At 63.9% G+C, this 13,104-nt stretch carries 14 protein-coding genes; 3 read left to right on the top strand and 11 right to left on the bottom strand.

All coding sequences use genetic code 11. The annotated features are described in order from the left end of the window. Positions 1-3: 3 nt before the first annotated feature. The 6 genes from choW to P9239_RS04045 form a co-directional block, all read right to left on the bottom strand. Positions 4-906, bottom strand: a complete 903-nt coding sequence (gene choW / locus P9239_RS04070) for a choline ABC transporter permease subunit (protein ID WP_309749206.1) — start codon at positions 904-906, stop codon at positions 4-6. After that, on the bottom strand, positions 899-2,077 hold the full coding sequence (locus P9239_RS04065) for a glycine betaine/L-proline ABC transporter ATP-binding protein (RefSeq protein WP_309749205.1): 1,179 nt from the start codon (positions 2,075-2,077) through the stop codon (positions 899-901). The genes choW and P9239_RS04065 overlap by 8 nt, the downstream gene beginning before the upstream one ends. A 255-nt stretch (positions 2,078-2,332) precedes the next feature. Next, positions 2,333-2,950 (bottom strand): flavin reductase family protein, encoded by a 618-nt coding sequence (locus tag P9239_RS04060; protein WP_309749204.1) that lies wholly within the window; start codon positions 2,948-2,950, stop codon positions 2,333-2,335. A 244-nt stretch (positions 2,951-3,194) separates the two neighbouring features. Continuing rightward, positions 3,195-3,347 (bottom strand): hypothetical protein, encoded by a 153-nt coding sequence (locus tag P9239_RS04055; RefSeq protein WP_309749203.1) that lies wholly within the window; start codon positions 3,345-3,347, stop codon positions 3,195-3,197. Between the two features lie 193 nt (positions 3,348-3,540). Next, entirely contained in the window at positions 3,541-4,107 is a 567-nt protein-coding gene (locus tag P9239_RS04050) for a hypothetical protein (RefSeq protein WP_309749202.1), read from the bottom strand. Between the two features lie 153 nt (positions 4,108-4,260). Continuing rightward, positions 4,261-4,944: an MgtC/SapB family protein gene (locus tag P9239_RS04045; RefSeq protein ID WP_309749201.1), complete on the bottom strand. Its 684-nt coding sequence runs from the start codon at positions 4,942-4,944 to the stop codon at positions 4,261-4,263. A gap of 104 nt (positions 4,945-5,048) precedes the next feature. Here P9239_RS04045 and P9239_RS04040 point away from each other — a divergent pair, with 104 nt between their 5' ends. Beyond that, the gene (locus tag P9239_RS04040) at positions 5,049-6,161 is read left to right on the top strand and encodes an AGE family epimerase/isomerase (protein WP_309749200.1); all 1,113 of its coding nucleotides are present in this window, start codon (positions 5,049-5,051) and stop codon (positions 6,159-6,161) included. On the opposite strand, the gene P9239_RS04035 is transcribed toward P9239_RS04040, so the two are convergent. Beyond that, positions 6,158-7,699, bottom strand: a complete 1,542-nt coding sequence (locus P9239_RS04035; RefSeq protein WP_309749199.1) for a methyl-accepting chemotaxis protein — start codon at positions 7,697-7,699, stop codon at positions 6,158-6,160. The two genes, P9239_RS04040 and P9239_RS04035, sit on opposite strands and share 4 nt — an antisense overlap. Before the next feature lie 247 nt (positions 7,700-7,946). Between P9239_RS04035 and P9239_RS04030 the strand changes: the two genes are divergently transcribed. Then, complete coding sequence (locus P9239_RS04030) at positions 7,947-8,384, top strand: PaaI family thioesterase (RefSeq protein ID WP_309749198.1); 438 nt, start codon at positions 7,947-7,949, stop codon at positions 8,382-8,384. A 69-nt stretch (positions 8,385-8,453) separates the two neighbouring features. Here P9239_RS04030 and P9239_RS04025 read toward each other — a convergent pair whose 3' ends face one another. From P9239_RS04025 to P9239_RS04010, 4 genes are read right to left on the bottom strand one after another with little or no spacing between them, the layout of a single operon-like run. Beyond that, positions 8,454-9,302, bottom strand: coding sequence for an ureidoglycolate lyase (locus tag P9239_RS04025; protein WP_309749197.1), 849 nt, complete (start codon positions 9,300-9,302; stop codon positions 8,454-8,456). 45 nt (positions 9,303-9,347) lie between these two features. Beyond that, positions 9,348-10,091, bottom strand: coding sequence for an SDR family oxidoreductase (locus P9239_RS04020; protein WP_309749196.1), 744 nt, complete (start codon positions 10,089-10,091; stop codon positions 9,348-9,350). Between the two features lie 52 nt (positions 10,092-10,143). Next, complete coding sequence (locus P9239_RS04015; protein WP_309749195.1) at positions 10,144-10,992, bottom strand: amidohydrolase family protein; 849 nt, start codon at positions 10,990-10,992, stop codon at positions 10,144-10,146. Next, entirely contained in the window at positions 10,989-12,035 is a 1,047-nt protein-coding gene (locus P9239_RS04010; protein ID WP_309749194.1) for an aldo/keto reductase, read from the bottom strand. The genes P9239_RS04015 and P9239_RS04010 overlap by 4 nt, the downstream gene beginning before the upstream one ends. A gap of 214 nt (positions 12,036-12,249) precedes the next feature. Here P9239_RS04010 and P9239_RS04005 point away from each other — a divergent pair, with 214 nt between their 5' ends. Continuing rightward, a complete protein-coding gene (locus P9239_RS04005) occupies positions 12,250-13,026 on the top strand; it encodes an IclR family transcriptional regulator (RefSeq protein WP_404980174.1) in 777 nt (258 codons plus the stop codon). The last annotated feature ends 78 nt before the right edge of the window (positions 13,027-13,104 follow it).

Here is a 13,104-nt window from a genome sequence, read left to right as displayed (position 1 = left end):
GCATCAACCTTGTTGCGCGGCGGGCGCGCGGCGCACGCGCATCACGGACTTGAAGCCCGAGAGAAGCGGCGCGCGAGCCATGCCCGGCGAGCGTCCGAAGCTCTCCGTGATGCGATCGAGAATGATCGCGAGCAACACCACAGACAAGCCGCTTTCGAAGCCCAGGCCGATATCGAGCCGCTGAATGCTCGCGAGCACGTCGTTGCCGAGGCCGCCTGCGCCGACCATCGACGCGATGATGACCATCGACAGCGCCATCATGATGGTCTGGTTCACGCCGGTCATGATGGACGGCAGCGCGTTGGGAATTTGCACCTTGTAAAGCAGTTGCCACTGCGTGCAACCGAACGCCTGACCCGCTTCCACGATCTCCCGATTCACGTGCTTGATCCCGAGCGACGTGAGGCGCACCGCAGGCGGCATCGCGAAGATAACCGTCGACAGAATGCCGGGCACGCGACCGAGGCCGAATAGCATGGCAGCCGGAATCAGATACACGAACGCGGGCATGGTCTGCATGAGGTCGAGCACAGGACGCACGACCATTTCGACGACCTTGCTCTTTGCTGTCCAGATGCCGAGCGGTACGCCCAGCAACAGGCTGATAAACGTTGAGGACAACGTAAGACCCAACGTGATGACCATCTGATCCCAGAAGCCTGTGGCATAGACGAGGAGCAGCGACAGCAGCGTGAACGCCGCGAAACGCCAGCCGACGCGCCACAAGCCGATGCCGACGAAGATCGCCATGAGCGCCCACATCGGGATGGCCTGCAGACCATGTTCGATGAGCGCGGCGAAACTCTCGATGACCTTGCCGATGGAGTCGAACGTTTTCGCGTCGTGGTCGAGCAGATAGTGGACGCCGTGATCGACCCAGCTACCGAGCGGAATGATTTCAGACATGGGAACCTCGATGGCGCGTTAAGACCTGAAGCACGTTCGTCTTGTTGACCGAACCACAGTACGAACCGTCCGCATCGACGACGGGCAGCGGGGCGGGGCTCGCGACGACGCGGTTCACCACGTCGTCGAGCGTCATGCTGCGCTGAATGCACTCGACATGATGGATTTGCGGCACGGCATTGCCGCTCGCATCGCGCCCGACGAGGCCGCGAATGCGGCGCTCGGCGTCCAGCACGAACGCGTACTCGGCGCTGCCGTTGAGCGTCTTCGCGACGCTCGATGCGTCGATCTGCGGCGAATGCTTCATGACCGGCACGGCGTCGGTCTGCATGAGATCGCCGGCCGTCAGGTAACGGCTCGTGTCGATGCCTTCGAAGAAGGCCTGCACGTAGTCGTCAGCGGGATTCGTGATGATTTCCTGCGGCGTGCCGATCTGCACCACGCGGCCGCCTTCCATGATTGCGATGCGCGTGCCGATGCGCATGGCTTCTTCGAGATCGTGCGAGACGAAGAGAATCGTACGGCGTTGCTCGCGCTGAAGATCGAGCAGCACGTTCTGCATTTCCTTGCGCTTCAACGGATCGAGCGCGGAGAACGCCTCGTCCATGATCATCAGCGAAGGGTTGACGGCAAGCGCCCGCGCGAGGCCCACGCGCTGCTGCATGCCACCCGACAATTGCGACGGCAGTTTCTGCGCGAACGGCGCGAGGCCCACTTGTTCGAGCACGGTCATGGCGCGCGACTCGCGTTCCTTGCGCCCGACGCCCGCGACTTCCAGCCCGAAAGCGGCGTTCGACAACACGGTGCGCTGCGGCATCAGCGCGAACGACTGAAACACCATGCTCATGTCGCGGCGGCGCAGCGCGGTCAGTTCGGAGCGCGGCACGGCGGCCACGTCGCGCCCGTCGATCAGCACCTTGCCGGCGGTCGGATCGACGAGCCGGTTGATAAGACGGATCAGCGTGGACTTGCCGGAGCCGGACAAGCCCATCAGCACGAAGATTTCGCCTTCCCTGACGTCGAACGAGACGTTGTGCACGCCGACGATCTGCCCGGTACGCGCGAAGACTTCCTCCTTCGACGCGCCGCCGGCCAACAGGTCGATCGCCTGTTTCGGGTTGCTGCCGAACACTTTGCACAGCCCTTCGACCACTACCTTGGGGGAATCCATCGACACTCTCCAGAACCGTGGCGGACGCGCTTCCGCGCTCTGCATACATAGTTGCCAGAAAAAAGTGCCGTGAGCCGACTATTTGCGACAATCACATGTGGAAATACGACACCGATTTGTCGCACTTCGAGAAGACACGCCCGGAGGCCCTTATTGGACAAGGCTCCGCGACGGAAGCGGTAGAAGCGGGGAACGATGCAGGCGTGTCGCGCCGCGACAAGTCGCGGCGCGAAGCCGATGCTTCGGCCTATTGGCTCAGGCGCTCGGCCGGAACATCTGGAACATCTCGCCGATTTCGGCGTAATCGGCGCGATAACCCGCACGCATGATCGGGCGCGCGGCGGCGGTATCGAAGAGACCGTCTTTGAGGAACTCGTTGCGGATATGGACACCGACCACCTGGCCGAGCGCGAGCCAGTTGTTCATCGGCTGGCCGGCGAGATCGTGGATGCGGACGACTTGCAGCAGCTTGCATTCGAGCGCCGCCGGAGATTCAGCGACATGCGGCACGTCCACGTTGCGGCCATGCCCCTTCGTCAGCCCGGCGAGTTCGAACTCATCGACTTCCGGAGCCACCGGCGCGGACGTGCGGTTCATGCGCTCCGCGAGCGGCCGCGTCGACATGTTCCAGACGAACTCGCCCGTCGCCTCTATGTTGCTGATGCTGTCCTTGCGGCCTTCGCTCGAGAAGCCGATCACGTACGGAAAGCTCGCGAATGCGCCGAAAAAGCTGTACGGCGCGAGGTTGACGCCGCCTTCAGCGGTACGGCTGGAGATCCAGCCGATCACGCGCGGCGCGACGATCGCCTTGAATGGGTCATGCGGCAGGCCGTGGCCTTTGCTCGGATCGTAGAAATGGACGTCGCCAGTCATGTGGGGCCGCGCAATGCGCAAGGGTTCGTGAGAGCGAAAGCATACCGCGGCGGCTCGTCCGACGACGGGCGCGGAAAAACGGGGAGGGAGGACGGCTGACTCGCGCGCGACTGAGCGCGGAGAAGAAAAGCGTGGATGACGGCTAGAAAAACTACAACAACGAAAAAACTGGCGGGCGGGTGTACGGCGCTTGCCGTCACGTCTTGCTTACTTTGATTTGTCCCGCGCCGCCTTTAGCCGCGCATTACAGATAGAAGCCGAATGCCGTGCCGCGCGCCTTGCGTTGACGCTCGGATTCGCGGAAACGTGCTTGATACGAGTAGTCTTTGTCCATCGGGAGGTGCGGCGATTCGAAGAACGATGCGAATTTTTGCAGCAGTGCGAAGAGGTAGCTCATGTCAGGCTCCGGTTGGTGTTGAGGGTTTTCCCTTAGCAATGATTATAGGGTTTGCCCTGCCCGATTCCTAGTGCAATGCAGCATTTCGCACGCAAAAGTGTGGTAGTTTTTCTACACGACCGGCCGTTTTGACCGATTCAGGACTAATGGCGAGGATTGTCGACGGCACGGCGCGACACGTCGCCGCAAGCGGCTACTGCGTGACGAAGGCGTCAGCGGAGGCGGTATCGAGTGCGACCGGTGCTGTGAAGGTGACGGCGAGCGTCACTAGCATCGCGCAGAGGATCAGCGCGGGCACCGGGAAAGCGCGAGATGCGACCGTCGGGCGGCATTGGTCGCGCGGGCCGGTGCGAAGCGGTCGGAGAACGGTCGCGATAGCGAAGAGCTTCGCGCTTTCATCCGACGTATCGGGGGCATCCGCGATCAGTTCGCCCTGCATCGGCGCGCTCTCCGGCTCCCCGAGCGGTGCCGCCGCGCGCCCCGTGCGCCGCTTCGCTGACGATTCCACCGCCGCCAGAAACACCTCCGGCAACTCGAAGCCTTCGAAGGTGCCCTGACGAATATCGGTATTCTTCGCCTGCTGCGTGGCGCGTTCGGCGTCCTCCGCGAAGAGGTCGAGCGTTTCGCCGGGGCGAATGGCATCGCGTAACTGCGCGACGCGCTGCGCGGTGCGCGCGGGAGCACGGCGGCCGGCTTTTGCGGGGGGAACGTGAGCGTCCGATGAAGCGTCAGGATTTCGGGGTACAGCGGAATCTGGCATAGGTCGAAAGCTGCGGATCGAAAGACTGCGGCCGGAGCTGTCGGCGCGCAAGCGCCGTGCGGTCAGGCATTAAATTTCGAGGCCGCATTGTCGCACGGCTGCGGGCCTTGTCGAGCCGTAACCGACCCCTTATCCAGCGGCTTTATGCAAGTTTCAGACGGTGTCGCCTTCCCGGAACTCGCGGACGACTTCGAGTTGCCGCAAGCGCGCGCAAATCGCCCGATACTCCTGCTCCGACACGCGCGACAACTCCACCTGGACCTCGTCGGAATCGGGTGATTCTTCGCTCTGCTGCACGACGAACTGCTTCACGCGCACGCTGCCCGGTCCCAGCGCCTCGTGCAGTCCGTGAAAGGAGAGCGAGCCGCGATCGACGAGCATCGTCAGTTGTCTGCGCTGCTTCGCCGAGATGAAGCGCCGCTCCAGCGGCTTCAACCCCGCGAGAATGACGAGGATGATGACGGTCGCAGCGATGGACGCCGTGTACAGGCCGCCGCCGACCGCGAGCCCGATGGCCGCGACGGACCACAGGCTCGCCGCCGTCGTGAGGCCGCGAACGATCTCGCCGCGCAGCAGAATCGATCCCGCGCCGAGAAAGCCGATGCCGGACACGACCTGCGCGGCCACCCGCGACGGATCGAGCACCACGTGCTCCGCCTTGAGCGCATCGGCGAAACCGAACGCCGACACGATCATGATCAGCGCCGAGCCGACGCACACGAGCATATGCGTGCGCAGCCCGGCGGCCCACGATAGCCGCTCGCGCTCGAAGCCGATCATGCTGCCGAGCGCAGCCGCCATGACGAGCCGCGATACAAGTTCGACGTTGTTCAACATGTTTTTCTCTCCTCGTGATGCCGGCCGATCGCGCAACGGGTGTCGTTTGCTATGCTTGCCTGGCTACGCCGTAGCGCACTCGGAACACTTCTAAAGACTGTCGTATGCAACATCAATCCACAGCCGCCGCACCGTCGACGCCGTCCGCGAATCTGCATTCCGGCGCGGCGCTGCGCGCGCACTACGCGAACGTCGTGCTCCCGGTGTGGCGCGGCCCCGGCTTCAACGCGACGCTGCGTCTGCCGTTCGAAGCCGTCGGCCCCGACGACCATGCGCCGCTGCCGCCCAAACGCTACCGCGCGATGGCGTGCGCGCGCCAGTTATTCGTTTTCGCGGATGCCGGCGATCTGGACCACGCCGCGACATTGTTCGAATCGTTGCAGCATTACTTCCACGACACGCGCAACGGCGGTTGGTTCTACAGCGTGGATGCAAACGGCGCGCCGCTCGAGCGGCAAAAAGACTTGTACACGCACGCGTTCGTGGTTTTCGCGTGCGCGCATTACGCGAGGAAGAGCGGCTCGTCGCGCGCATTCGCCGTGCTCGACGAAACGGCGAAGCTCGTCGAAACGCGGTTCGGGAATGCTGGGGACGCGCTGAGTGCGGTCCTGGCCGAAGATTTCGCCGCGACGCTCGAAGGGCCGCTGCAGAATCCGCTGATGCATCTGGCCGAGGCATGGCTCGCCGCGAGCGAAGCGACCGGCGACGCCGCTTACGACGCACGCCTCGCGACCCTCGCCGAATCCATCGCGCGCACGTTCACGCACGAGGCGACCGGCTGCATCGCCGAACTGCCGATCGGCGCAGCGAACAACCGGCTGGAGCCGGGCCATCAGTTCGAATGGTATTTTTTGGTCAAAGGCAGCGGGCACGCGGCGTTCAGGGCCGTCGCGCTGGACGAGCGGCTGGAACGTGCGTTCGACTTCGCGCAGAAGCACGGCATCGACGAGAAATCAGGCGGCGTGTTTGCCGCGCTCGATGAAACCGGCCGCGTCATCGACGGCACGCAGCGCATCTGGGCGCAGACCGAATATCTGCGCGCGCTCGCCACGCGTGGCGACGCGCTCGGCGAGCAGATCGGGCGCTACGCCGCGCGCTTTCTGCACGCGCGCGGCTGGGTGGAATGCCGCTCGGCCGATGGCAGCATCAGCCGAGCCGAAATGCCGTCCACGACGCCGTATCACCTTGCCACGGCGTACGCGTCGTTGCCTGCTTAGGCGAGCTGAAACACGGAGACGGCCGCCTTCAACTGCCGCGTCTGCTCGTGCAGCGACGACGCGGCAGCCGCCGCCTGTTCGACGAGCGCCGCGTTCTGCTGCGTCATCTCGTCCATCTGCGTCACGGCCTGATTCACCTGTTCGATGCCGACGCTCTGCTCCAGCGACGACGCGCTGATTTCCGCCATCATCTGCGTGACGCGCGAGATCGACGTGGACACTTCGCGCATCGCGGAGCCGGCGCGCTCGACGAGTTCCGAGCCGTCGCTGACCTGCGCGACGGATTCGCCGATCAGCTCCTTGATCTCCTTCGCCGATTGCGCCGAACGCTGCGCAAGTCCGCGCACTTCGCCCGCGACGACCGCGAAGCCGCGGCCCTGCTCGCCCGCGCGCGCGGCTTCCACCGCCGCGTTCAACGCGAGAATGTTGGTCTGGAACGCGATCCCGTCGATGACGGAGATGATCTCCGCGATCTTGTCCGAGCTTCGCGCGATCACGCGCATCTTGTCGACCACGTCGTCCACTACGCTCGAACCGCGCGACGTCGCTTCGAGCGCTTCGCCGGCGAGCGTGTTGGCTTCACGCGCGTGGTCGGCGTTCTGGCGCACGGTGGCGGTCAGCTCTTCCATGCTCGATGCGGTTTCTTCCAGCGAAGCCGCCTGATTCTCCGTGCGCGCCGACAAGTCGGCGTTGCCGCTCGCGATTTCGTCCGCGCCGAAGTTGATCGATTCCGACGTTTCGCGCACGGTCTTCACGGTGTTCGCGACGCTCGCCTGCATGGCGGCAAGACCGGCGAACAGACGGCCGATTTCGTTGGTGCCGCGATCGGCGATGCGCTCATCCAGACGCCCCTGCGCGATGCGCTCGAAGTGTCGCCCGGCTTCTTCCAGCGGCGCGATCACGCCACGACGCAGCGCGAGGTGTACGAGCACGATGCCCGCGATCAGCGCAATCGCGATCACGATGCCGACCGCGCGGAACAACGCATAGCGCGTGTCGATCGAGTCGAGGTAGGCGTTGCTCGACGCATTGCCGAAATCGACGAACTTCTGCTGTTCCGCGAGATAGCGGTCCTGAAAGCCCTGCGTCGGCTGGTCCAGGAACGCCTGGATGTTGCCCGCGTCGAGATACTGCACGAGTTCGGAAAGCGCCTTCGCGTACTCGGCATACTTCGCCTGCAACGCGTTCATGCGCGCCACGTTTTCATCGCCGGTTTTCGGCGCGTTCATGAAAGCGCCGAACGACTTTTCCGCGCTCGCGATCTGCTCACGCGCGTGCTGCACGATCTCCACCGGCTCCGTGCCGCCGCGCACCATGCGCGTACCGGCGCGTGACAGGTTGATCCGCGCGTCCATCAGATGCTGCGTCGTCTGGTTAACGGCGTTTACCTGCTTAAGGGCGATGTTCGAGAGGTTATTGACGTCGTCGTGCGTGCTCGAAAGCGACCAGAAACCCAGCCCTCCGGTCACGAACTGAAAGACGCAGAAGACGACCAGTACTGCAAGCAAGCCCGATGCTACCTTGATTTTTCCAAACATCACTTCCACCCGTACTGACGATTGACCGTTCCATGACGGCGACAGTGCGGGTTTACGGCAGGCAGCGCGACAAGCTTGAATCGGATGCAGCGAAGCGTGTCCAGGGCGGGGCGATGCCGGTCGCCGAGGCCGGCGGGATGCACCGAAATGCACCATTGCACGATTTTTGCCGAACTTCCTTGCGAAGCGCGCGAACGCTATCTATTGTCTTTGCAGGACGGCGCCGAACCCACCAAGGAGTGTCCGAATGGCCGAGATTGTCGATATCGCACGCGGTGCACTGAACGCGCAGCCGTTCAGCGCGTTGCTTGGAACCAAGCTCATGCAGGTCGATTCAGCGAGTCTCACGCTGTGTCTGCCGATCCGCGACGAATTGAGGCAACAGCACGGCTTCGTGCATGGCGGCGTGGTGAGCTATCTGGTGGACAACGCGCTCACCTTTGCGGGCGCGTTGAGGCTCGGTCCGAAGGTCGTCACGGGTGAATTCAAGATCAATCATTTGCGTCCGGCGGTGACGGGCACGCTGATGGCGCGCGCGCGCGTGGTCCATGCCGGCATGACGCAGGCGACTTGCCAATGCGATGTATTCGTCACCGACGGCAACGCCGAGCGGCTCGTCGCGGTCGCGCAGGGCACCATCACGCGTATCAGCGACGGAGCGGCCGAAGCGCTCTACGACGCGTAACCGCTTGCCGCCGTCCAGAAGCAAAAAACCTCGCCGCGGCGAGGTTTCTCGTTTCCGGACGCGGAGTGCTTATTTCGCCGCGACGGTCTTCTGCTGCTGCTCGCCGAGACCCTGAATGCCGAGACGCATCGTCTGGCCGGCCTTCAGGAACACCGGGCTCGGCTTCACGCCCATGCCGACGCCCGGCGGCGTGCCGGTCGAGATGATATCGCCCGGTTGCAGGCTCATCGTCCGCGACAGATACGCGACCAGCTGCGCCACCGTGAAGACCATCGTCTTCGTGTTGCCGTTCTGGTAACGATGCCCGTCCACTTCGAGCCACAAGTCCAGCTTCTGCGGATCGTCGATTTCGTCCTTCGTGACGAGCCACGGGCCGATCGGGCCGAACGTGTCGAAGCCCTTGCCCTTGTCCCACTGCGTACCGTGTTCGAGCTGCCATTCGCGCTCGGACACGTCGTTGATCACGCAATAGCCCGCGACGTAATCGAGCGCCGTGGCTTCATCGACGTACTTCGCTTCTTTGCCGATCACGACGCCCAGTTCGACTTCCCAGTCGGTCTTCTTCGAATCGCGCGGGATCTCGACGTCGTCGTTCGGGCCGCAAATCGCGCTCGTCCACTTGCCGAAAATGACAGGCTCGGTCGGCACCGGCAGGTTCGATTCGGCGGCGTGGTCCGCGTAGTTCAGGCCGATGCAGACGAACTTGCCGACGCGCGCGACGCACGGTCCGATGCGCGGATTGCCCTCGACGACCGGCAGCGACGCCGGATCGACGGCGCGCAGTTTCGCCAGCCCGGCGTCGGTCAGCGTGTCGCCGGCGATGTCGCTCACGACCGACGAAACGTCGCGAATCTGGCCGTCCGCGTCGAGCAGGCCCGGCTTTTCCTGACCCTTCGGGCCGTAACGAAGCAGCTTCATCTGATGTGATCCTCGTGGTTCTGAAAGTTGAAAAGCGACGGACGGTCAGTTGGACCAGCCGCCATCGATGACATGAATCTGACCCGTGGTGAACGACGACTCATCCGAGCCGAGATACAGCGCAAGCGCCGCGATCTCGCTCGCGCGGCCGACGCGCCCCATCGGCTGACGGGCGACGAACGCGGCCTGCACCTGCTCGACGGTCGCGCCTTGCGCCTGCGCCTGCTCTGCGATGCGCTCCTTCAGCGACGGCGACTCCACCGTGCCCGGACAAATCGCGTTGCAGCGGATGCCGCGCGTGACGAAATCCGCCGCGACCGACTTCGTCAAGCCGATGACCGCCGCCTTTGACGCGCCGTACACGAAGCGGTTCGGCACGCCCTTCACGCTCGACGCCGCCGACGACATATTGATGATCGAGCCGCCGCCTTTTTCGAGCATCGCCGGCAGGAACGCGCGGATCGTACGGTACATGGCCTTCGCATTCAGATCGAAGGCGAAGTCCCAGTCGGCTTCGGTCGCTTCGAGAATCGAGCCGGCGTGAACGTATCCCGCGCAGTTGAACAGCACGTCGATTGCGCCGATCTCGTTGGCGAGGTCGCTGATGGCCTGCGCGTCCAGCACGTCGAGCTTGCGCGCCTCGAACGGCTTGCCTTCCAGCGATTCGACGCGAATGTCGGTCGCGATCACGCGCGCGCCTTCAGCGGCGAACATTTCGGCCGTCGCGAGCCCGATGCCTTGTCCGGCCGCCGTGATCAGCGCGGTCTTGCCTGCGAGTCTTTGTACCATCCACTGCTCCAGTCCAGGTTGATTTTGAGACATGCCGGGTATATGGCGCGCCTCAGAGACGGTAGAACGCGCGGGCGTTTGCGCCGAAAATCGCCGCTTGCCCGCCATTTTCGAGATGCGCTGTCAGACGCACGGCGGCAGCGTGCCATTCAGTGTAGCCGCCCTTGATGTTCAGTACCGGCCAATCGCTGCCCCACATCAGACGTTCTGCGCCGAACTGTTCGATCAGATGCGCGACGTACGGTTGGAGCGTGGCATCCGTCCAGCCCGGCACGGCTTCGGTGGCGAGGCCAGACAGCTTGCAGTGAAGCCGCTGTGGCAGCGCCGCAAGTTGCGCGATGCCCTCGGCCCACGGTTGCCAGCCGGCGTCGATGCCATCGCGAATCGGCGGCTTGGCGCCGTGATCCACGACGATCCGCAGCTTTGGATACCGACGCGCGAACTCGATCAGCGACGGCACGTGCCGTGCGAAGATCAGCGCGTCGAAGGCGAGGTCGAGGTCGATCAGGCGCTGTATGGCTGCGTCGCGGGGCGCGTGCGCAATCCACGTATCGTCGGGCAGATCCTGAAGCATCGGGCGCACGCCTTTGAACTTCGGCTCGCGTGCGAATTCGTCGATGATTTCCGGTGCGTCGTCGGAATCGAGCGGAACCCAGCCCACGACGCCCGCAATCGATGGGTCGTCGCGGGCGAGCGCGAGCAGATAGCGCGTTTCATCCACGGTCGGCGCGGCCTGAACGACGACCGTGCGGCTGACGCCCGTCGCCTCGCGCAGCGGGGCGAGGTCGTGCGGTCCGAACGCGCGATAGAGCGGCCGAAGTTCCGGCGTGAGCCAGCCGTAATCGCCGCGGGCGGGGTCCCAGTAATGCTGATGCGCGTCGATCGTGTCCACGGCGATCATCGCGGCACCGGCGCGTTCGCGTGAAGCAGACTTTCGGCGCGAAGCGCATCCCACAGCGCGGGCGGAATCGGCGTCGCAAATGAAGCGGCGTTTTCGCGCACCTCGTCCGGCGTGCGCGCGCCCATCAGCACGGTGGCCACGACTTTATGCGCATAAGGAAACTGCAGCGCCGCGCTGGAGAGCGCCACGCCGAAGTCGCGGCAGACACGCTCCAGTTTGCCGACGCGCTCGATGATCTCCTTGGGCGCGTCGCCGTAATTGAATTTGAGATCGCCGTGGGCGTTTGTATCGAGCCCGCGCGCCAGAATGCCGGAGTTGAACGCGCCGCCCAGCAGAATGCTTACGCCGCGCTTCTCGCACTCGGGCAGCAGATCGTCCAGCGTGTTCTGTTCGAGCAGCGTATAGCGCCCGGCGAGCAGCGCGCAGTCGATGTCGTATTCCGCCATCGCTTCCATGACGGCCGCGCCTTCGTTCACGCCGAGCCCGACGGCCTTGACGCCGCGCGATTGCTTCAACTGGTCGAGCGCGCGGAAGCCGCCTTCGTCGGTCAGTTGCCGCCAATATTGCGCGTTCTTCTCGCCGTGCGTGTATCGCCCGATATCGTGGATCAACACGATGTCGATATCGATCATGCCGAGCCGCTGCTGACTGTCTTCGAACGAGCGAAGAATGCCGTCGTACGTGTAGTCGTAGATGGCCTGAAACGGCAGCGGATTCGCCCAGCCTTCGCTCCCGTCATCGGGCATCGTGCGTGGCACGAAGCGACGGCCGACCTTCGTGGAGAGAACGAAGTCCTCGCGCGGATACCGCCGCAACGCATCGCCCAAACGATGTTCGGCCTTCGTGTGGCCGTAATGCGGCGCGGTGTCGAAGAAGCGCATGCCCGCCTGCCACGCGGCATCCACGGTGGCGCGCGCTTCGTCTTCGGTGAGTTCGTGGTAGAGACCGCCGAGCGGCGCGGTGCCGAGCGATAGCGCCGTCAGTTCGACCGAGGTTCGTCCAAGCTTGCGGCGGCGTAGAACGTCCTGCGTTTCAGCGGTCATCTCGAAGCCTCGGTGAATAGTGCGATTGCGGCGAACAAGCCGGAGTTTGATAATTCGCTCGATGTGGCCATCAGTTCATTAATGAACGTATTATTCATAGACGCACAAAACCAAGTCAAGGACGATGCAGGTTCGAAGAGTCGGTGTATTCCCTTATCGCTCTGACCGGACCCGCCAGCGTTGCCAACTCATGAACCGACAGACGCCGATCGCCGTGGACGCAGCAGACAACGATGCCGACCGATACCGCGCGCCCGCGCTCGACAAGGGCCTGGATATCCTCGAACTGCTCGCCGAACAGAAGTCAGGACTGACACGCGCGGAAATCACGAAGCTGCTGGGACGTAACGCCAGCGAGATGTATCGCATGCTGGAACGGCTCGTCGCGCGGCAGTACGTCGTGCGCTCGCCCGAGGGCGACCGCTATTCGCTGAGCCTCAAGTTGTACGCGCTCGCGCACCGGCATCCGCCGATGAACCGGCTGATCGCAGAGGCGCTGCCCGTCATGCAGCGTTTCGCCGATGCCGCCGAGCAGTCAGTGCATCTCGCCATCTACGACCGCGGCAATTTGCTCGTGATCGCGCAGGTCGACGGGCCGGGCGCGTGGGGCATTTCCGTGCGGCTCGGCTCGCGCATCGGATTGATCGACACGGGATCGGGCCGGGTGTTGCTGGCGTTTCAGAGCGACGAACAGCGCGACTACATGTTGGCCGAGCACACAAGGGTCAAAGGCGAATTGCCGATCGACCGCGCGGTGCTCGACGCTGACTACCGCCAGATCCGCGAAGCGGGCTTTTCGAGAAAGGACAGTCAACAAACGTTCGGCGTCACGGATGTGACATTCCCGCTGCTCGGCCCGTCCGGACAGGCCATTGCCGCGCTGACGTGTCCGTATATGCGGCGGATCGACGAGTACGTCGCGCCGTCCGTCGACGAAATCACCTCGCTCATGAAAGACGCCGCCGCCGCGCTTTCGATGTCACGCGACTGAGCCGCACGTGGATCACGTTAGAATGGCGGCCCTCTCAAAATAGCGGCTGCCGGACGGGAGCCGCCACGCACATCTCGA

The sequence above is a fragment of the Caballeronia sp. LZ062 genome (genome assembly GCF_031450785.1).
Lineage (GTDB): Bacteria > Pseudomonadota > Gammaproteobacteria > Burkholderiales > Burkholderiaceae > Caballeronia.
The sequence above is the reverse complement of the archived record's forward strand: the minus strand, read 5'-3'. Positions and strand labels throughout refer to the sequence as shown.